At 60.9% G+C, this 19,142-nt stretch carries 23 protein-coding genes and 1 tRNA gene; 8 read left to right on the forward strand and 16 right to left on the reverse strand.

Annotated elements, in window-relative coordinates:
• Nucleotides 1-92: 92 nt before the first annotated feature.
• From rpsK to rplQ, 3 genes are all read left to right on the forward strand, one after another.
• On the forward strand, nucleotides 93-482 hold the full coding sequence (rpsK, locus tag HT585_RS19600; protein WP_003536496.1) for a 30S ribosomal protein S11: 390 nt from the start codon (nucleotides 93-95) through the stop codon (nucleotides 480-482).
• A gap of 103 nt (nucleotides 483-585) precedes the next feature.
• Nucleotides 586-1,596 carry a DNA-directed RNA polymerase subunit alpha gene (locus tag HT585_RS19605; protein WP_025426686.1) on the forward strand — a complete coding sequence of 337 codons (1,011 nt, stop codon included), beginning with the start codon at nucleotides 586-588 and terminating at the stop codon, nucleotides 1,594-1,596.
• A 44-nt stretch (nucleotides 1,597-1,640) separates the two neighbouring features.
• Nucleotides 1,641-2,066 (forward strand): 50S ribosomal protein L17, encoded by a 426-nt coding sequence (gene rplQ, locus HT585_RS19610; protein ID WP_077498418.1) that lies wholly within the window; start codon nucleotides 1,641-1,643, stop codon nucleotides 2,064-2,066.
• Nucleotides 2,067-2,201: 135 nt separating this feature from the next.
• On the opposite strand, the gene msrQ is transcribed toward rplQ, so the two are convergent.
• Together msrQ and msrP are read right to left on the reverse strand one after the other, a co-directional pair.
• Nucleotides 2,202-2,858 carry a protein-methionine-sulfoxide reductase heme-binding subunit MsrQ gene (msrQ, locus tag HT585_RS19615; RefSeq protein ID WP_176354545.1) on the reverse strand — a complete coding sequence of 219 codons (657 nt, stop codon included), beginning with the start codon at nucleotides 2,856-2,858 and terminating at the stop codon, nucleotides 2,202-2,204.
• A 2-nt stretch (nucleotides 2,859-2,860) separates the two neighbouring features.
• Entirely contained in the window at nucleotides 2,861-3,808 is a 948-nt protein-coding gene (gene msrP / locus HT585_RS19620) for a protein-methionine-sulfoxide reductase catalytic subunit MsrP (protein ID WP_176354546.1), read from the reverse strand.
• 198 nt (nucleotides 3,809-4,006) lie between these two features.
• On the opposite strand from msrP, the gene HT585_RS19625 reads away from it, so the two are divergent.
• From HT585_RS19625 to sugE, 3 genes are all read left to right on the forward strand, one after another.
• Nucleotides 4,007-5,404: a DegQ family serine endoprotease gene (locus HT585_RS19625; RefSeq protein ID WP_176354547.1), complete on the forward strand. Its 1,398-nt coding sequence runs from the start codon at nucleotides 4,007-4,009 to the stop codon at nucleotides 5,402-5,404.
• The gene (locus tag HT585_RS19630) at nucleotides 5,401-6,708 is read left to right on the forward strand and encodes a replication-associated recombination protein A (protein ID WP_176354548.1); all 1,308 of its coding nucleotides are present in this window, start codon (nucleotides 5,401-5,403) and stop codon (nucleotides 6,706-6,708) included. Before HT585_RS19625 ends, HT585_RS19630 begins: the two co-directional genes overlap by 4 nt.
• Before the next feature lie 252 nt (nucleotides 6,709-6,960).
• Entirely contained in the window at nucleotides 6,961-7,275 is a 315-nt protein-coding gene (gene sugE, locus HT585_RS19635) for a quaternary ammonium compound efflux SMR transporter SugE (RefSeq protein ID WP_176354549.1), read from the forward strand.
• A 56-nt stretch (nucleotides 7,276-7,331) separates the two neighbouring features.
• On the opposite strand, the gene HT585_RS19640 is transcribed toward sugE, so the two are convergent.
• The 9 genes from HT585_RS19640 to HT585_RS19680 form a co-directional block, all read right to left on the reverse strand.
• Nucleotides 7,332-8,117: an ATP12 family chaperone protein gene (locus HT585_RS19640; RefSeq protein ID WP_176354550.1), complete on the reverse strand. Its 786-nt coding sequence runs from the start codon at nucleotides 8,115-8,117 to the stop codon at nucleotides 7,332-7,334.
• Complete coding sequence (locus HT585_RS19645; protein WP_176354551.1) at nucleotides 8,110-8,775, reverse strand: HAD-IA family hydrolase; 666 nt, start codon at nucleotides 8,773-8,775, stop codon at nucleotides 8,110-8,112. Before HT585_RS19645 ends, HT585_RS19640 begins: the two co-directional genes overlap by 8 nt.
• Complete coding sequence (locus tag HT585_RS19650; protein WP_176354552.1) at nucleotides 8,775-9,767, reverse strand: RluA family pseudouridine synthase; 993 nt, start codon at nucleotides 9,765-9,767, stop codon at nucleotides 8,775-8,777. Before HT585_RS19650 ends, HT585_RS19645 begins: the two co-directional genes overlap by 1 nt.
• 37 nt (nucleotides 9,768-9,804) lie before the next feature.
• Nucleotides 9,805-10,182, reverse strand: coding sequence for a fluoride efflux transporter CrcB (gene crcB / locus HT585_RS19655; protein WP_176354553.1), 378 nt, complete (start codon nucleotides 10,180-10,182; stop codon nucleotides 9,805-9,807).
• A 26-nt stretch (nucleotides 10,183-10,208) separates the two neighbouring features.
• A complete protein-coding gene (fghA, locus tag HT585_RS19660) occupies nucleotides 10,209-11,042 on the reverse strand; it encodes an S-formylglutathione hydrolase (protein ID WP_176354554.1) in 834 nt (277 codons plus the stop codon).
• A gap of 25 nt (nucleotides 11,043-11,067) precedes the next feature.
• Nucleotides 11,068-11,715: a DUF1345 domain-containing protein gene (locus HT585_RS19665; RefSeq protein WP_176354555.1), complete on the reverse strand. Its 648-nt coding sequence runs from the start codon at nucleotides 11,713-11,715 to the stop codon at nucleotides 11,068-11,070.
• 40 nt (nucleotides 11,716-11,755) lie between these two features.
• Complete coding sequence (locus HT585_RS19670) at nucleotides 11,756-12,196, reverse strand: YaiI/YqxD family protein (protein WP_077498406.1); 441 nt, start codon at nucleotides 12,194-12,196, stop codon at nucleotides 11,756-11,758.
• 134 nt (nucleotides 12,197-12,330) lie between these two features.
• On the reverse strand, nucleotides 12,331-13,458 hold the full coding sequence (locus HT585_RS19675) for an S-(hydroxymethyl)glutathione dehydrogenase/class III alcohol dehydrogenase (RefSeq protein ID WP_176354556.1): 1,128 nt from the start codon (nucleotides 13,456-13,458) through the stop codon (nucleotides 12,331-12,333).
• Nucleotides 13,459-13,539: 81 nt separating this feature from the next.
• A complete protein-coding gene (locus HT585_RS19680; protein ID WP_176354557.1) occupies nucleotides 13,540-13,938 on the reverse strand; it encodes a helix-turn-helix domain-containing protein in 399 nt (132 codons plus the stop codon).
• Between the two features lie 248 nt (nucleotides 13,939-14,186).
• On the opposite strand from HT585_RS19680, the gene HT585_RS19685 reads away from it, so the two are divergent.
• Nucleotides 14,187-15,131: a DMT family transporter gene (locus tag HT585_RS19685; protein ID WP_246707822.1), complete on the forward strand. Its 945-nt coding sequence runs from the start codon at nucleotides 14,187-14,189 to the stop codon at nucleotides 15,129-15,131.
• 28 nt (nucleotides 15,132-15,159) lie between these two features.
• Here HT585_RS19685 and lipB read toward each other — a convergent pair whose 3' ends face one another.
• Nucleotides 15,160-15,879, reverse strand: a complete 720-nt coding sequence (gene lipB, locus HT585_RS19690) for a lipoyl(octanoyl) transferase LipB (RefSeq protein WP_176354558.1) — start codon at nucleotides 15,877-15,879, stop codon at nucleotides 15,160-15,162.
• A 194-nt stretch (nucleotides 15,880-16,073) separates the two neighbouring features.
• Here lipB and HT585_RS19695 point away from each other — a divergent pair.
• A tRNA-Leu gene (locus tag HT585_RS19695) sits at nucleotides 16,074-16,158 on the forward strand.
• A 111-nt stretch (nucleotides 16,159-16,269) separates the two neighbouring features.
• On the opposite strand, the gene HT585_RS19700 is transcribed toward HT585_RS19695, so the two are convergent.
• From HT585_RS19700 to HT585_RS19715, 4 genes are all read right to left on the reverse strand, one after another.
• Nucleotides 16,270-17,040, reverse strand: coding sequence for an adenylate/guanylate cyclase domain-containing protein (locus HT585_RS19700; RefSeq protein ID WP_176354559.1), 771 nt, complete (start codon nucleotides 17,038-17,040; stop codon nucleotides 16,270-16,272).
• A 445-nt stretch (nucleotides 17,041-17,485) separates the two neighbouring features.
• Nucleotides 17,486-17,830, reverse strand: coding sequence for a hypothetical protein (locus HT585_RS19705; protein WP_176354561.1), 345 nt, complete (start codon nucleotides 17,828-17,830; stop codon nucleotides 17,486-17,488).
• A gap of 161 nt (nucleotides 17,831-17,991) precedes the next feature.
• Entirely contained in the window at nucleotides 17,992-18,252 is a 261-nt protein-coding gene (locus HT585_RS19710; RefSeq protein WP_176354562.1) for a hypothetical protein, read from the reverse strand.
• A 115-nt stretch (nucleotides 18,253-18,367) separates the two neighbouring features.
• Complete coding sequence (locus HT585_RS19715; RefSeq protein WP_176354564.1) at nucleotides 18,368-18,877, reverse strand: peptide deformylase; 510 nt, start codon at nucleotides 18,875-18,877, stop codon at nucleotides 18,368-18,370.
• Nucleotides 18,878-19,142 lie beyond the last annotated feature (265 nt).

The following is a 19,142-nucleotide window of genomic DNA, read 5'->3' on the forward strand; positions in this document are numbered from 1 at the left end:
TGAAACTGAAGAAGCAGGGCAGGGGACGAAAATTCCTTTCCCGGTGGAGCCGCTGGAATTACGGCGGTGCAGAGATCTAAGAAAGGGATCCTATGGCCAAGGAAGCCACCCGCGTTCGCCGTCGCGAACGCAAGAACATCACGTCTGGCGTCGCGCACGTCAATTCGTCGTTCAACAACACCATGATCACCATCACCGACGCACAGGGCAACGCAATTGCTTGGTCGTCTGCCGGTGCCAAGGGTTTCAAGGGCTCGCGTAAGTCGACCCCGTTTGCCGCACAGATCGCCGCTGAAGACTGCGCCAAGAAGGCCCAGGAACACGGCATGAAGTCGCTTGAAGTCGAAGTTTGCGGTCCGGGTTCCGGCCGTGAATCCGCGCTTCGCGCACTGCAGGCAGCGGGCTTCATGATCACCTCGATCCGCGATGTGACCCCGATCCCGCACAACGGTTGCCGCCCGCGCAAGAAGCGCCGCGTCTGATCATTTGCGTTCAAAATGCCGGTGAGGGCGCTTCGGCGCACTCCCGGACTTCGGGGCTCGGTTGTCACGATTGGATGGTGACAACGAACGGAAGGCACAAAACATGATCCAGAAAAATTGGCAGGAACTGATCAAGCCCAACAAGGTGGAGTTCATCTCCTCGGGCCGCACCAAGGCAACGTTGGTCGCGGAACCTCTTGAACGTGGCTTTGGTCTGACGCTCGGCAACGCGCTTCGTCGCGTGCTGTTGTCGTCGCTTCGCGGTGCTGCTGTCACCGCGGTGCAGATCGACGGCGTCCTGCACGAGTTCTCCTCTATCCCGGGCGTCCGGGAAGACGTGACGGACATCGTGCTCAACATCAAGGAAATCGCCATCAAGATGGATGGCGATGACGCAAAGCGCATGGTTGTGCGCAAGCAGGGTCCGGGCGTTGTAACCGCCGGTGACATCCAGACGGTTGGCGACATCGAAATCCTCAACCCGAACCATGTGATCTGCACCCTCGACGAGGGCGCTGAAATCCGCATGGAGTTCACCGTCAACAACGGCAAGGGCTACGTTCCGGCTGACCGCAACCGTTCGGAAGATGCACCGATCGGCCTCATCCCGGTCGACAGCCTGTACTCGCCGGTCAAGAAGGTCTCGTACAAGGTGGAAAACACCCGCGAAGGCCAGGTTCTTGACTATGACAAGCTGACGATGTCCATCGAGACGGACGGCTCTGTCACCGGTGAAGATGCGATCGCTTTTGCGGCCCGCATCCTTCAGGATCAGCTGTCGGTTTTCGTCAACTTCGACGAACCGCAGAAGGAAGCAGAGGAAGAAGCAGTCACCGAGCTGGCCTTCAACCCGGCGCTTCTCAAGAAGGTCGACGAACTGGAACTTTCCGTCCGTTCGGCCAACTGCCTGAAGAACGACAACATCGTCTACATCGGCGACCTCATTCAGAAGACCGAAGCAGAAATGCTTCGCACGCCGAATTTTGGTCGCAAGTCGCTGAACGAAATCAAGGAAGTTCTCGCTTCCATGGGCCTGCACCTCGGCATGGAAGTGCCGTCCTGGCCGCCTGAGAACATCGAAGATCTCGCCAAGCGTTACGAAGACCAATACTAACCATTAGACTGCGGGCAGATGCCTGCAAGTGAAGGAGAATAGCAATGCGCCACGGTAAAGCCGGCCGCAAGCTGAATAGAACCGCCAGCCACCGCAAGGCGATGTTTGCCAACATGGCAGCCTCGCTGATCGAGCACGAGCAGATCGTTACGACTCTGCCGAAGGCTAAGGAAATCCGCCCGATCGTTGAAAAGCTCGTCACCCTCGGCAAGCGCGGCGACCTGCATGCTCGTCGTCAGGCGATCTCGCAGATCCGCGACGCCGTTGTCGTTGCCAAGCTGTTCGACACGATCGCTTCGCGTTACGCCACCCGCAACGGCGGCTACCTGCGTATCATGAAGGCTGGCTTCCGCCAGGGCGACAACGCTGCTCTTGCTGTCATCGAATTCGTTGACCGCGACACCGATGCAAAGGGTGCGAAGGACCGCGCTCGCGTCGCAGCTGAAGCTGACGCCGCAGAAGCAGCCTGATCCTTTCAGGCAAGCTGAATTGAAAGCGGCCGGGTGTTCGTCACCCGGCCGCTTTTTTATTGTGCCGTTCGGATTGGGGGCGATCGCGTATTCCTCAAATCCGATCCGATTTAAGGCCCGAATTGCTCGGCGGACTTAAAGTGCTACAGCATCCTTTGCGCGCCCGCGCGGCGCCGTAGCCTGCCGTTTGCGCTTCAGATAGGGCTTGCGCACCAGCCGCCACGCCAAAAGCGACGCGACGAGCGCGATATAGGTCATCTGTTCGAGACCGATTACCTTGACCGACATCGCAAAATGCAACGCGCCCGCCGCGGCAATGATATAGGCGAGCTTGTGCAGCTGGTTCCAGCGGCTGCCGAGACGCCGGATCGACCAGTTGTTTGATGTCAGTGCCAGCGGGATGAGCATCACCAGCCCGGCCATCCCGATGGTGATGAACGGGCGCCGGGCGATGTCGGCGATGATGGCGGGGATGTTCAAGACCTGGTCGAGCAGGAAATAGGCCAGGAAGTGCATGACGACATAGTAGAAGGCGAGCAGCCCAAGGGCACGCCGATAGCGCAGCCAGTTGATCCCCAGGAGATCGCGGATCGGGGTGATCGCCAGCGTGGCGACCAGAAAGCGCAACGCCCAGATACCCAGCAGATGCTCGAATTCCTTGACAGGATTTCCCGGAAGTTGCCCGGTGGCGCCGAGATAGAAGGCAACGAGCGCCGGACAGAGACCGAGTCCGTACAGTGCCCAGACGGACGCGGAATGGAAGCGCTTCGGTAGGGCGGGCAGTTTGGACATGCTCAGAAATTCGCTTTCAGGTCCATGCCGGCATAAAGGCCGGCGACCTCGTCCGCATAACCGTTGAACGGCAGGGTGTCGCGCCGGTTTGCACCGAAGAAGCCGCCACCCCCGATCCTGTTTTCTGTCGCCTGGCTCCAGCGCGGGTGATCGACCGCTGGGTTCACATTAGCGTAAAAGCCGTATTCATTGGGCGCCGACAGGTTCCAGGTCGAGGGCGGTGGTGTTTCCGTCAGCGAGATCCGCACGATCGACTTGATGCCCTTGAAGCCGTATTTCCAGGGTGTGACGAGCCGGATCGGCGCTCCGTTCTGGTTGGGCAATGTCTTGCCATAAACGCCGACAGACAGAATCGTCAGCGGGTGGCGGGCCTCGTCGAGCCGCAGGCCTTCGCGGTAGGGCCAGGGCAGAGGCTGGAAGAAGCCGGATTGGCCGGGCATTTGTTCCGGGCGCACCACAGTCTCGAACGAGACATATTTGGCGTTGCCGAGCGGCTCGACCTTGTCGAGGAGTGCCGCGAGTGGAAATCCGGTCCAGGGAATAACCATGGACCAGGCCTCGACGCACCGCATCCGGTAGATACGTTCCTCGAGCGGAAGGGCGAGCAATTCCTCCAGCCCGAACTCCTTCGGCTTGGCGACAAGGCCATCGACCTTCACGGTCCAGGGCGTCGGTTTGAAGGCAGCCGAATTGGCAGCAGGGTCAGCCTTGCCAGTGCCGAATTCGTAAAAATTGTTGTAGCCCGTAACGTCGGCTTCGGGCGTCAGGTCTTCATCGACGGTGTACTTGCCCTTGGGCGCGGGAAGGGCGGCCGCTTGGGCGCCTGCTGCACCCGTGCCCACGGCCAAAAGGCCGCCAGCTGTCGTTGCCAGAAATGCTCGGCGTGACAGGAAGCAGCCCTCCGGTGTGATTTCGGATGATGCGATTCTCGGTGGACGATAGGCCGGCATGATCTTTTCCGCTTTGAACGTGTGGGATTTGTCTGCTCAAACTGACCAGAGTTTCGATCACTGTGAAAGAGGCCGATAACCACGTTTTCGTGCGTTGCGCGTGATGCTACCTGATTTGCGTATGTCTTGGCGACGTTTGCCTTTTTTCCTGCGAAATCCTATCTGAACGTAGCCGCGACGAATAGGAGAATGCTTCATATGATCTTCGGTCAAAGGGCGCTTGCGACGCTCGTTCTTGCTGTCTCTCTGTCCTGTCCGGCAATCGCCCAGGACACCAAAACCGTACCGCAATCGCGCTTGGAGATGCAGCTTTCCTTCTCGCCGCTGGTCAAGCAGACGGCGAATGCTGTGGTCAATGTCTATGCTGAGCGCGTGGTCGAGCGCCGGTCGATCTTCTCGGGCGATCCCTTCTTCGAGGAGTTCTTCGGGCAGCGCATGCCGAACCGCAGCGAGAAACAATCCTCGCTCGGTTCCGGGGTGATCGTCGGCAAGAACGGCATCGTCGTCACCAACAATCACGTCATCGAAGGTGCCGACGACATCAAGGTGGCGCTGGCCGATGGCCGAGAATATCCGTGCAAGATCATGCTCAAGGACGATCGCCTCGATCTCGCGGTGCTGAAGATCCAGTCCGATGGCCCGTTCGACGTCGTTCCGATTGGCGATTCCGACGCGGTCGAGGTCGGCGACATCGTGCTGGCGATCGGCAATCCCTTCGGCGTTGGCCAGACCGTAACCAGCGGCATCGTTTCGGCGCTCGCCCGCAATCAGGTGTCGTCGGGCGATTTCGGCTTCTTCATCCAGACGGACGCTGCCATCAACCCGGGCAATTCCGGCGGTGGCCTGATCGACATGAACGGCGCGCTGATTGGCATCAATACCGCAATTTTCTCGAAAGGCGGCGGCTCTAACGGCGTCGGCTTTGCCATCCCAGCCAATCTCGTCAAGGTCTTCGTCGCATCCGCCGAAGGCGGCAATGGCTCGTTCGTGCGTCCGTTTATTGGTGCGTCTTTCGAGCCCGTGACATCGGAAGTCGCAGAAGCGCTCGGCCTTGATCGTGCGCGTGGAGCGCTCGTGACTGCCGTTGTCAACGGTGGGCCGGCCGCCTCGGCCGGGATCAAGCCGGGGCAGGTGATCACGGCCGTCAACGGTATCGCCGTCGAACATCCCGATGCCCTCGGCTATCGCTTGACCACCGTCGGCATCGGCCATGAGGCACGCGTCACGATTACCGAAAACGGCAAGCCGCACGATGTCAGTCTGAAGCTGGACCGCGCACCCGAGACATCGCCCCGCGATGAGCGTCTTATAGAGGGCCGCAATCCGTTTGCCGGTGCGGTCGTTGCCAATCTCTCGCCTCGACTGGCCGAGGAGTTGCGCCTGTCGACCTCGTTGCAGGGTGTCGTCGTTACCGAGATTAACCGTGGCTCGCCTGCCGCACGCATCGGCCTGGCGCCGAAGGATATCATCCGCTCCGTCAACGGGGCTGCAATCGACAGTTCGAAGACGCTGGAAAGCGTCATGGCCGACGGAGCCTCCTTCTGGCGCGTCGAAATTGAGCGTGACGGCCAGATCATTCGTCAGTTCTTCCGATGAGTGACCTCTTCTCCTCCTCGGAACCACCGGAAATGACCTCGGCAAGGCCGCTTGCCGATCGTCTGCGTCCACGCACGTTGTCCGAAGTCACCGGCCAGGAGCACCTGACGGGCGAGGATGGCGTGTTGACGCGAATGATCGCATCGGGATCGCTCGGTTCGATGATCTTCTGGGGCCCTCCCGGTACCGGCAAGACGACGGTCGCCCGGCTGTTGTCGGGCGAGGCGGAGTTGGCCTTTGAGCAGATCTCGGCAATCTTCTCCGGCGTTGCCGACCTCAAGAAGGTATTCGAATCGGCGCGGGCACGGCGCATGTCCGGCCGGCAGACCTTGCTTTTCGTCGACGAGATCCATCGTTTCAATCGCGCGCAGCAGGATAGTTTCCTGCCAGTCATGGAAGACGGCACGGTCATCCTGGTTGGGGCAACGACGGAGAACCCATCCTTCGAACTCAACGCCGCTCTCCTCTCGCGCGCTCGCGTGCTGACGTTCAAGCCGCATGGTGAGGAGAGCCTGCAGGAATTGCTGAAGCGCGCGGAAGAAACGGAAGGCAAGCCGCTGCCGCTCGACGCGGACGCCCGGGCAAGCCTGATCCGCATGGCCGATGGCGATGGCCGGGCATCGCTGACACTGGCCGAAGAAGTCTGGCGCGCGGCGCGGCGCGACGAGATCTTCGACGTCGAAGCGCTGCAGCGGATCGTGCAGCGGCGAGCGCCGGTCTACGACAAGGGCCAGGACGGTCACTACAATCTGATCTCGGCACTGCACAAATCGGTGCGCGGCTCCGACCCGGACGCTGCACTCTATTATCTCTGCCGGATGTTCGATGCCGGCGAGGACCCACTCTATCTTGGAAGGCGCCTCGTTCGCATGGCGGTGGAGGATATCGGCCTGGCAGATCCCCAGGCGCTGGCAATCTGCAATGCCGCCAAGGACGCGTACGACTATCTCGGCTCGCCGGAAGGGGAGCTGGCGCTCGCTCAGGCCTGCGTCTATCTCGCGACAGCGCCGAAATCGAATGGCGTCTACATGGCCTATAAGGCCGCCATGCGGGCTGCCAAGGAAAACGGTTCTCTGCTGCCTCCGAAGCATATTCTCAACGCGCCGACCAAGCTGATGAAGGGCGAGGGCTACGGCGACGGATACCGCTACGACCACGACGAGCCGGATGCTTTCTCTGGCCAAGACTATTTCCCGGAAAAGATGGGGCGTAAGATCTTCTACGATCCGCCAGAGCGCGGCTTTGAGCGCGAGATCCGCAAACGATTGGAATGGTGGGCGAAGCTGCGTCGCGAGCGAAGCTAAGCGAGAAAGGCGATTCTGTCTGAAGTGGAACCTTGGAAGCGCTCCATCTGCGTTCGCAAATATCGCCGGGCCGGAAACCGCAACATTATTAGAAATACCCAAGCATTGCCGGTCGTGCAGGGCTGGTTTGCCACGGCATATCTTGCTGTCGCCCGCGAACCGTGAGATAGAAACCGCGTTGCAGACGGCTGCACGGTACTGGATACCGAACATCCGCGGGGACGGCCTCGCTCCACTCTCAAGGAGTTTGAAATGGCCTGGTTAATCCTCTTTCTTGCCGGCATCCTCGAAATCGGCTGGGCAATCGGTCTCAAATACACTGAAGGTTTTACTCGTGTGACGCCGACGATCCTCACCGTTGGCTCGATGATAGTTAGCATCGCGCTGCTGGGCCTGGCGGTCAGAACCTTGCCGCTCGGCACGGCCTATGCTGTCTGGACGGGCATCGGCACCGTCGGCACCGTCATCCTCGGCATCGTTCTTTTCGCCGAGCCAGCCACTTTCGTCCGCCTCGGCTGCATCGCGCTGATCGTCGCCGGTATTGCGGGACTGAAGCTCTCCGCCTAACGTTACGTTCGTTAGCTGTCGTAACCGCAACGTTGCGTTTGGATTCCGACGCGCTGCTATCGCAGCGCGTCGAGAACGGCTGCCGCCGCCTGCATTTCCTGCCAGCGCAGTTCGCGGCGCTTGAACGCCTCCTCGTCCGTGCCCCAATGCTCGATCTGCCAATCCTCGTCGACATGGGCAGCCGTCCAGGCCTGTTCGGCCGTCAGCCGGCCGGACGCGAAGGCAACTGCAAGCAGAGCCGAGCCGGTCAAGGTGGTGATCGTGTGCACGCAGGTGAGGCCAAGTGGCGTCGCGAAGGCGCGCAGGCCCTCGGCATAGGCGGTGATCGCCTCTTCAGGCTGTTCCTGGTGGATCACACCCTCGGCCAGAATGAAACGGGCGCCAAGGGATTGGGCAGCCCATTCGAGCACTGGATTCCACACGGCGTTCTGCCGTCCGACGAGCCCTTCCGGGCTGGACGCGCGGTAGCAGATGAGATCGGTTCCGGCAAACCGCAAAATGTCTTCGAAGACCGAGCGCTGGTCCTTTGCCACCCCGTCGAGCGCCGTGTTGGCGATACGGGTGACCGGCATCTTGGCGGGGTCGATGACCTCGGCTTGTGCGTCCCATTCGGCCGCCAGCATTTCGGCGAGCTTGAGGGTCGGCACGGCAAGGGGATGTTTGGCCGGCGTTCGAACCGGCCGGCCGTCGAGCAGGACGCTGTGGCCGCCGTCTTCTGCCGCGCCGATGCTGACGTCCTTGTAGAAGCGCTTGGGCAGCGGCTTCAGCATCTGGATCTGCGCGCGCCGGACCGGATCCTCGTGGCTGAGCGCACCGATGAGTTCATCGCGAATATCAGGCATGATAGTGTTCCATCCACTCAATGATGTCGGCCGGCGTGCGGGCAATGTAATCTGCGCCAGCCTCGACGAGGTCGGATACGCCGGCATAGCCCCATGCAACACCGATGGCAGCGGCGCCGGCAGCCTTTGCCATCTGCATATCATAAATCGCGTCGCCGATGACCACGGTATCACGCGGATCGATCCCGGCTTCTAAGCAGCATTCCGTCACCATGGCAGGGTGCGGTTTTGAAGGGCAGTCGTCGGCGGTGCGCGAGACGAAGAACATCCGGTCGAAGCCGTGGGTCTCGGCGATATGCGTCAGGCCGCGGCGCGATTTGCCGGTGACGGCGCCGATAAGCAGCTCGTCGCGACCCGAAAGCGTCTGCATCATCGCTGCGATGCCTGGAAACAAAAGCTCCTGAAAACCCGCTTCCGCGCGGACGCCGGCAAAAATCGCCTTGTAGTGCGCCGTCATTGCCAGTGCCTGGTCGTCGACATGGTCACGTCCGAGCAGGCGGGCAATGGCGATGTCGAGCGTCAGGCCGATGATGCCCTTGGTTGCGGACAGCGCGGGCCGGTTGAGGTCGAAGGCTTTGAAGGTTCGTGCCATCACTTCATGGATGAGACCGCCGCTGTCGACCAGCGTGCCGTCGCAATCGAAAAGTGCCAGTTTCATCAGTCGTCCTCGCCAGGCTCGTTCTCTTCGAAGCCCAGCAGGTTCCAGCTTTGGACCATGTGCGGCGGCAGCGGCGCGGTCACACGCAGGCGACCACCGTCCGGATGCGGAATGTCGATATGGCGCGCGTGCAGGTGCAGACGGTTCTGCATGCCTCCGGGCAGGCTCCAGTTGGTATCGGCGTCGAAATACTTGGGATCGCCAAGGATCGGATGACCGATGTGCAAGGCGTGCACGCGCAACTGATGGGTACGACCGGTATAGGGTTCCATTTCGAGCCAGGCGAGGTTCTGGGCTGCCTGCTCGCGGATGCGGTAGTAGGAAATGGCGTGGTCGGCGCCGTCCTCGCCGTGTTTGGCGATGCGCATGCGGTCGCCGTCCGGTGTCTGTTCCTTGACCAGCCAGGTCGAGATGCGGTCTTCGCGCTTGCGCGGCACGCCCTTTACCAGGGCCCAGTAGGTCTTCTTGGTGTCGCGCTCCCGGAAGGCAGCCGTCAGCTTCTGCGCCGCGCCACGTGTACGCGCGATAACAAGCACACCAGACGTGTCGCGGTCGAGGCGGTGCACCAGACGGGGCTTCTCGCCGCGCTGGTTGGTCCAGGCCTCGAGCATCTTGTCGATGTGACGGTTGACGCCGGAGCCACCCTGAACTGCCAGACCGGCCGGCTTGTTCAGCACGATAACCTTTGCATCCTCGTGCAGCACCATGCGCGACAGCAGCTCCCCGTCCGGCGAGTGGCGAAGGTCGCGCCCGGCGATCGGGCCCGTCTTCACTTCTTTCGCATCGACGTTAAGGGGAGGGATGCGGACCGTCTGGCCCGGCTGCAACCGCGTGTCGGATTTGACGCGGCCGCCATCGACACGAATCTGGCCCGAGCGCAGCAGCTTCTGCAGCGGACCGAAACCCAGCCCGGGAAAATGTACCTTGAACCAGCGATCGAGGCGCATGCCTGCCTCGTCACCGTCCACCTGCTTGTGTTCTATGCCTGCCATCTCAGCGAACCTGCTTCCTGTTCTTTAGAGGCAGCCTTTAGACCATTGCGCGCATCAGGGCCAGCCCGGCAAAGACCGCCACGATCGAAAGCACGACGCTTGCCGCGATATAGGTGATGGCAAGTGCGGCATCACCACGTTCAAACAGCGTGATCGTATCCAGCGAGAAGGCGGAAAACGTCGTGTAGCCGCCGAGCACGCCGGTGATCAGAAACAGTCGCATCTCCGCCGAAGCGCCGAACTTGCGCATGATCAACTCGGCCAAGAAGCCGATGAGGAAGGAGCCGGTGATGTTGACGCCGAGCGTTCCCCAGGGAAAGCCCGACCCCCAACGGTGAAGCGTCCAGAGGCCAACGAGATAACGGGCCATCGACCCGATGGCACCGCCGGCGCCTACAAGCAGAAGGTTGGACATTGGATACTCCCGCTATTGCCTCAGGTTTAGGCTAGCCGCTCGGCGTGCCATTTCAGATGATCGTCCATGAAGGTCGAGATGAAATAATAGGAGTGATCGTAGCGCTCGTGCATGCGCAACGTCAGGCCAATGTCGGTTCCCTTGATCGCCTCTTCGAAAAGCCACGGCCGCAGGCCGTTGTCGAGGAAACTGTCTGCCTTGCCCTGGTCGATGAGGAACTCCGGGAAACGAGCGCCGTCCCTGACAAGTGCGCAGGCATCGTATTGCCGCCAGGCGGCCTTGTCCTCGCCGAGATATTTTTCGAAGGCGCCAATGGACCAGTCGGCCGTCGACGGTTCGACGATCGGTGCAAAGGCCGAGCAGCTGCGGAAACGGTCGGGGTTCTTGAGCGCGATGGTCATGGCGCCGTGGCCGCCCATCGAATGGCCGAAAATGCCCTGCCGGCTCATGTCGATGCGGAAGTGCTGGCTGACGAAGGCCGGCAACTCCTCGGTGACGTAGCTATACATCTGATAGTGTTCGGCCCACGGCGTCTGCGTTGCATCGAGGTAGAAGCCGGCCCCCTTGCCCATCTGCCAGTTGGTGAGTTCGTCCGGAACTTCCGTTCCGCGCGGGCTGGTGTCAGGGCAGACGACAACAAGCCCAAGCTCGGCGGCCATCCGGCGGTATTCGCCTTTTTCCATCACGTTGGCATGGGTGCAGGTGAGGCCCGAGAGATACCAGAGAACCGGCCGCGGCTCCTTGATCGCCTGCGGCGGGACGAAGACAGCAAATGTCATCTCGCCCTTGCAGGCTTCGGACTCGTGCGAGAAGACGCCCTGCATGCCGCCGAATGCGGTGTTCTGGGATAGAACTTTCATCAAATGCTCCTTGGATATCGTGGGGTCAGCCGGCGAGTTGCACGGCCGCGTTGACCGCAGCGGCGACAAGCACGGTGTTGAAGAAGAAGGAAACGATGGCGTGCATCAGGTTGATGCGCCGCATCGCCGTGGTGGTGATGGCGACATCGGATGTCTGGGCGGTCATGCCGATCACGAAGGAAAAATAGAGGAAATCATAGCCGCCCGGTTCCGGCGTCTCGGGAAAATCGAGCCCTCGCTGAGGGGTGGGAGTCTTGCCGCTGTCATCGGGCACCCAGTAAATGTGGGCGTAGTGCATCGCTGCCATCACATGAATGGTTGCCCAGCCCAAGACGACGGAGGCAAAGGCCAGGGCAAGTTCGAGCGTCGGCCCCTTGCTTTCGCCGTTGAGCGCGAAGAACAGCGAGACCAATGCCGTGGCGGCCGCTGCGAAGGTGACCAGGAAGATGACCGACTCCGGTTCGTCCGTGTTTCGCGCGTGCGTCTTGAGATGTTTGCCTGTCATCATCCGCAGCCGCCGGGCGCTCATGATCAGGTAGACGCAGAAGAAGGTGACGGCTGACACTTCGAAACTGTAGCGCGGCGCGGCGACCCACATGACCGCCAGGCTGGCAAGGGCACACGGGAACGCGGTGTAGAACGGCCAGTGCCTGAGCCTTGTCGTCGCTGTCATCGAAATGCCCTTGCGATCTATCGCGGGGTGACGCCGCGTTTCACTTTTTCGTCTGGCGTGCGAGCCGGTCAAGTGTCTCGAGGAAGGTCGAACGGTCGCGCTGCGTGAAGGCGGCGTTGTAGCCCTTGCTTTCGCCGGTCTCGCGCAGGTGTTGACCGAGGTCGCGCATGGCGGACGCCATGCCGATATTGCTCTTGTCGAAGACGCGGCCGGAAGGCCCGGTGACAAAGGCGCCGGCGGCCACGCAACGGACTGCGAGCGGAACGTCGGCGGTCACGACGATATCGCCTTCATGGGCGCGTTCGGCGATCCAGTCGTCGGCAGCGTCGAAACTCGCCGACACGATGACGTTATGGACCATCGGGTCGCGCGACGGACGCAGGCCCGAATTGGCGACGAAGGTCACTTCGAAGCCGTGGCGCTCGGCCACCTTCAGCACTTCCGCCTTCACCGGGCAAGCATCGGCATCAACATAGATCATCTTGAATCAACTTCTCAACGGGACCGAAAAAGCGCCGGAATACAATCGATTCCGGCGCCTTCCTGAATCGGATTACTAAGCAATTCCAGGAAGAGTGCGAAACGGTTTTCCGTCCGGAATTGCTCAGTTGGCGCTTAGTAGAGAACGACTGAGCGGATGCTTTCGCCGGAGTGCATCAGCTCGAAGCCCTTGTTGATGTCTTCGAGGGGCATGGTGTGGGTGATCATCGGATCGATCTCGATCTTGCCCTCCATGTACCAGTCGACGATCTTGGGCACGTCGGTGCGGCCGCGTGCGCCGCCAAAGGCGGTGCCCATCCAGCTGCGGCCGGTGACGAGCTGGAACGGGCGGGTGGAGATTTCCTGGCCGGCGCCGGCAACGCCGATGACGACAGACTTGCCCCAGCCGCGATGCGAGGCTTCGAGCGCCTGGCGCATCACCTTCGTGTTGCCGGTGCAGTCGAAGGTGTAGTCGGCGCCGCCGATCTGGTCGTCACCGCGCTTCGTCATGTTGACGAGATAGGGCACGATGTCGTCGCCGACTTCCTTGGGGTTGACGAAGTGGGTCATGCCGAAGCGCTCGCCCCAGGCCTTCTTGTCGTTGTTGAGATCGACACCGATGATCATGTCTGCGCCGGCAAGGCGCAGGCCCTGGATGACATTGAGGCCGATGCCGCCGAGACCGAAGACGATCGCGGTTGCGCCCATCTCCACCTTGGCCGTGTTGATGACGGCACCAATGCCGGTGGTGACGCCACAGCCGATGTAGCAGATCTTGTCGAAGGGAGCGTCGGGGTTGACCTTGGCAACCGCGATCTCCGGCAGCACGGTGTAATTGGCGAAGGTCGAGCAGCCCATATAGTGATGGATCTTGTCCTTGCCGATCGAGAAGCGCGAGGTGCCGTCAGGCATCAGGCCTTGTCCTTGCGTCGAGCGGATGGCGGTGCACAGGTTGGTCTTGCGCGACAGGCAGGACGGGCAGGAGCGGCACTCGGGCGTATAGAGCGGGATGACATGATCGCCTTTCTTCACCGAGGTGACGCCCGGTCCGACGTCGACGACGATGCCGGCACCCTCATGGCCGAGGATTGCCGGGAACAGACCTTCGGGATCCGCGCCCGACAGCGTGAAATCGTCGGTGTGGCAGATGCCCGTTGCCTTGACTTCGATCAGCACTTCTCCGGCCCGCGGGCCTTCGAGCTGGACGGTCATCACTTCCAGCGGCTTGCCTGCCTGAACGGCGACGGCGGCGCGTACATCCATGAATTTTCTCCCTTGGACTAACAATGATTTCGGGCGGCATCGGCGCAGCGGCCAATGTCGCCCGTTGGAATCGGCAATGAACTATCGAATAGTCTGTTGGACGCGATTGAGTTCCATCTCAAGAGCGGCAATGGCCTTGCCGGTCTGTTCGTGCAATTTCTTGACGAGCGCAAGCTGCTCGCGAAGGCTATCGCCAGAAGCGATCTTCGTCTCGTCATCAGGCGCGCGGCCCATGCCGGCGATCAACCAGGCGGGCGTGACGCCCAATACGCCGGCAAGCATGAACAGGCGGTTGGTGCGTGGCTCGGCCCGGTCGCGCTCCCAGGCGGCAACGGTTTCCACTCGGACGCCGAGCTGATCGGCGAGATCCTTGGTCGAAAGATTGGCCGCGTCACGTGCGCGCCAGATGCGTCCGCCCAGCGTATCTCCGTCGCCGGGGTCGCGCAGGCGGGCAATCATCGTTTCGGTTGACAAGCGCATGGATATCTCCTTTGCCACGGTCACGTTCAAAGGTCCCGGTTTCTGATTGGAGAAGTGAGAAGCTTCTCCTCCGGGGCGGAAGATGAAGTGAGCTTATAGGCATTCGGACCGTCGCGGACCACCCCGAAGCGGCAAAAACACGGTCAAAAGCGGCTCCGGTGACGAAATGCGCCCTTTCGCGTCGTGCTCGCATGCGTTGAAAAGCGCCGCGAACGCTCTAAGGTGGCGCATTCAAATCGGAACAAGCCATGTCCGTGCCGGCATCGACAGCAACTCCTCCCCAGAACACCGTGATGCAGGGCGTAGCCATCATGCTCTTTGCCATGGTGATCCTGCCGGGCATGGACGTGATCGCGAAGTACATGGCCGTCGTCGAGGGCATGGCGCCGGCACAGGTGACATTCTATCGGTTCTTCTTCCAGCTTGTCGCGACGCTCCCATTGCTCCTGACGATCGGGGGCCTTCGGGCGCTGCGACCGAAACGGCTCTGGCTCAATCTGCTGCGCGGCGTGCTCCTGGCGGCGGCGGCCCTGTTCTTCTTCATTTCGGTGAAATACATGCCGCTCGCCGACGTGTTCGCGATCTATTTCGTCGAGCCTTTCATTCTGACCTGCCTCTCGGCGCTGATCCTTCGCGAGAGGGTAGACTGGCGCCGTTGGCTGGCGATCGGCATCGGTTTTGCCGGTGCGATGATCGTCATCCAGCCGAGTTTCGCAGCTTTCGGTGCAACATCGCTGTTGCCGGTCGCCTGCGCCACGGTCTTTGCTTTCTATCTGCTTTTGAACCGCGCGGTCGGAATGGCCGATAGCCCTCTGACGATGCAGACGATCGCCGGCATCGGCGGAACGCTGTTCATGGTGGGTGTGATCGCGATCGGCGACGGGATGGGCGTCGCAGACTTCGAGCCGTCCTTGCCGAAGACGACGCTCGGTTGGGTGCTCGTCGTCATCCTCGGCGCGCTTTCGGGCTATGGCCACCTTCTGGTGGTCAAGGCCTTCCAGGCCGCACCGGTTTCGCTGCTGGCGCCGTTTGCCTATTTCGAGATCGTCACCGCGACGGCGCTCGGCTACCTCATTTTCGGCGACTTTCCATCGCTCTCGAAATGGCTTGGCATCGCGATCATCGTCGTGTCGGGGCTGTTCATGATCTGGCGCGAGCGTCAGGCCGGCAATCGATCCATCGAAGCGACGTGATACGGGCCGGCCTGTAGCAATCTTTGATTCAAGGGGCGTCGTTGCGGGTCGGCCCGAACACGGTCTCGAACGCATCGCGCAGGCGAATGTCCACATCCGGCATCATCACCGGTAGACCGAGATCGACGAGGCTGGTCACGCCATAGCTGCGGATGCCGCACGGCACGATGCCGCCGAAATGGTCGAGGTCCGGATCGACGTTGAGCGAAAAACCGTGAAAACTCACCCAGCGGCGCAGGCGGATGCCGATCGCCGCAATCTTGTCTTCGGCCATCGATCCGTCGGGAAGCGAAGGCTTCTCCGGTCGGCGGACCCAGACGCCGACGCGGTCCTCGCGGCGCTCGCCTTTGACGTTCATCTGATCGAGCGTTGAGATGATGACGCTTTCGAGTGCGGCGACGAAGGCACGCACATCCTGCCGACGGCGCTTGAGATCCAGCATCACGTAGACCACCCGCTGGCCTGGCCCATGATAGGTGTATTCGCCGCCGCGACCGGTCGCAAACACCGGGAAGCGGTCGGGCATGACAAGGTCGGCCGCATCGGCGCTGGTGCCCGCAGTATAAAGTGGCGGATGTTCCACCAGCCAGACGAGTTCGTCGGCAGTGCCGGCGGCAATGGCGGCCGCTTCGCGCTCCATTGTCTCGACTGCCTGTGGATAATCGACGACGTGAGGGGCGATCCGCCAGCGAACCGGGGGTGATTCCGGGGGGGCGAACATGTCCTGGCTCAGATTTTCGCGCTGCATTTCCGTCTGCGTTCCTGTTTTTACGCCTTGTACATGGGACGGCGCGAGACAAGAGTCCAGCGTTTGCAGGGTTTCGCGAGGAGGCTGTTGAAATAGTTTCTTTTCCCGTCAAATTTCTGTCGTCATGCCCTTGTGCACCCCAGGGGCTTTTGCTACATGCAGCCCCGCCGGAGCAATTCGGCGCCTACCACGATGCGGTCGTGGCGGAATTGGTAGACGCGCAGCGTTGAGGTCGCTGTGGGGCAACCCGTGGAAGTTCGAGTCTTCTCGACCGCACCAAAGAAAACCTGCTTCGGCAGGTTTTTTTGTTTTTATCCATATGCTTAGCATTGTCGTTGAGACGCATCTGCACGCTGTGTGGGCCGGACTCGCTCCCGCGGGCCTGCAGGGTCAATTCGTCTTGAGTATACGCGCCTGAACGGGTTGCTCCAAGCCTTTCAGTGAAAGCAGCCTGGTCTCGGACGCGCTCAGGAAATCCAGCACCTGCGCAGCTGTCTCGGCTGACACGAGGATTTCTCCGGCGGCGGCTTGGGATTCGAGTCTTGCGGCGAGATTGACGGTGCCGCCGATCGCGGTGAAATCGCTGCGGAAGCTTGAAAACTCACCAATCTCGACATCGCCTGTATGTATGCCGACACCAACACCGAGCCGGTAATCACGGTATTCCTTCAGATCGGAGCTCAGTCCGTCGAGTGCGTCAGCGTAATGTCGCTGAATGTCCACCGCAGCCCTGACCGCAGCACGAGCGTGGTCTCTTATCGCGATCGGAAAATTGAAGATCGCCAACAGGCCGTCGCCCATCTGCTTGTTGACGATGCCATCATGGGCCCAGATCGCCTGCGCGCATCGATCATGAAACAGGCTGACAATCTCACTCAGCTCGATCGCCTCTGTTCGCTCGGAAAGGGACGTAAACCCTCGCATATCGGCAAACAGGATCGTGGCGTGGGCGGTGATGTGGCGCTGCTTCTTGACGTAGCGAAAGGAGCGTTCGCAGATCGTGCAGATATTCGGATTCATCTTGCTTCGGGTGATGCCGAATGCCCGAAAGGGAAGGGCAAACGCCCCGCGGATCGGGATCGGCACGCGCATCTGATCCCAGCAGCCCCGGCAGATGCTGGCACTGTTGTGGGTAGGCGCAAGGGAAGATGCAGCCGTCATGTCCTGCAGTCTCGCCGCGCCGAGAAGACTTTTTGGTGGCGCGCAAACAAACGTGTAATATTCAGTTGTCTTTGGCAACTCGGAGTTTGTCTCAGTCGACGACAACATAAGGCATGACAATACACGTCCCGCTGTCCGTCGGCCGCTGCAAAGGATGTTTGAGTGCTGCTGGCACACCTTCGCCCTTGTCAGTGCATCCACATGGTTGCGGGAGAGCGGCAAATATATGTTGCTGCGGCGCCTGCACTTAGCGCGCTGCACGGACAGAGCGTCTAACCGACAGCTCCGTTCGGCGCGCTCCTCTCCCCATCAGCTGGACCGCCTCTTGTCCAGTCTTCCAAGAATTGGGTCTATTGTGCTCCAACCGGTCTCGTTTCTGTTTCGATGACCGGCGCTCGGTGAGGCGCCTTCGTCAGGCAGCGAAACTCAAGAAGGCGAGTTGCTGCTATTTGGTGGTGCCGTCGGGCGGAGCCTGTTGCGTTTGATCGACGGCAGTCGGAGCGGCACCGTTCGGTGCCAGCACGCGATCCTGCTTGTTATCAATGCTGCCGGTCTGTTCCGGTGACGGCTGAACCTGGTCGACTGCCGTCGTCCGGTCGTTATCGTTGCTTTCGCCCCAGATCGCCGCGCCACCCCAGACCAGCAGCGCCAGAAACAGGCCGACTCCGAGGATTGCCAGAACACGCACGCCCAGAGGACCTTGGCGGCTTTCGCGCGCCGTGAAGTTTTCCCGGTCTGAGTCGTGCGTCGCTGTGATGGGATCGCCCCGTTCATCCAGATATTTTGTCATCGGATGACCTCCGTTGTTGCCATCCTAAACAACGGGTTTCGAACGACAATGTTCCACCGTGAGACAAATTCATCTCGTCATCGGGCTTAAGATGCGAGTACCGAAGCGCCAAGCAAGTTGGCGATCCGGCGTCATATGTCTGTTGGCGAGAAAGCCTGGTTTCAGTTCGACCAGGTATCGGCGACACTGCGCCGCACAAGCTTATACTTATGGTCGGGCTGAACTTCGTAGGTTTCGAAGACCATCGTGCCTTGATGCATGAAGCGGTTCTGGATCATCGTGCCTGGCGGGGAGATCGTCTTGCGGGTGGGGCCGGCCTCGCCATAGGTCAAGCTCCCCGGCAACGGTTCGAGATTGGGCGTTGTGCTGTTGCATCCCGCCAATGCGAGAAGGCTGACGATAGCGACATGCGTCGGTTTCATAGGCTGGTCCTTGATTGAAAACCTGAGTGTGAATTTAGGCATGCTGACTTATGACGGGAAGAGCAGGCTTTGATGATTGCCATGCCGCCTGCTTGAATTGCACCCGCGGGCCGGTTCAGCTTCGCGCCGTTTCCCTTGTGGCCTTCTCGAACTTCTTGACGGCGCGCTCCCGCTTCAGCCGCGACAGGCGCTGCGTCCAGAATATGCCGTCCAGCTGGTCGATTTCGTGTTGGAGGCAAATCGCCATCAGGCCATCCGCATCTTCCTCGACTGCGTTGCCGTCGAGCGTCTGGTACCGGACGCGCACCGTCGCGGGGCGCTCGACGTCCTCGGAAATTCCCGGCATCGAAACGCTTCCCTCTGTATGTCTGACCATGTGGGGCGAGCGCGAAACGATCTCGGGATTGACGAAAACGCGGACACCGCTTTCACGGGTCAGTTCGATCACCGTCAGACGTTGCAGGATGCCGATATGCGGCGCAGTGATGCCAATACCCGGCGCTGCGCGCATCGTGTCGAGTAGATCGTCGGCAAGAGCCTGCAAGGCGTCGTCGAACCGGTCGACTGTCTGTGCTTCCCGGTTCAGGATAGGATCGGGAAAACGAACAAGGGGGCGGATCGCCATCGGAAGCTCCTGGGCTGCGGCCGCATAGTGCTATCCGATCGCCTGGTCGATGTCGACTGTGCGCGCACATGTGCGTTTCCCATGTATTTGCAACAGCTTGAATAAATCTGTTACCACACGCGCGACGTTGGGCCTTGTGATGTGGACCTTGGCAAGGCTTTGCGCTAGCAGGGCTCTAAGGCCCATGTCCTTGAGGAGGATGGGGCGACAACACCGGCAGTGATGTACCCTTGCCCGATCGGCGCATGGCGGCCGGGAAGTTGGC

It is taken from the genome of Ensifer oleiphilus (genome assembly GCF_013371465.1).
GTDB lineage: Bacteria > Pseudomonadota > Alphaproteobacteria > Rhizobiales > Rhizobiaceae > Ensifer > Ensifer oleiphilus.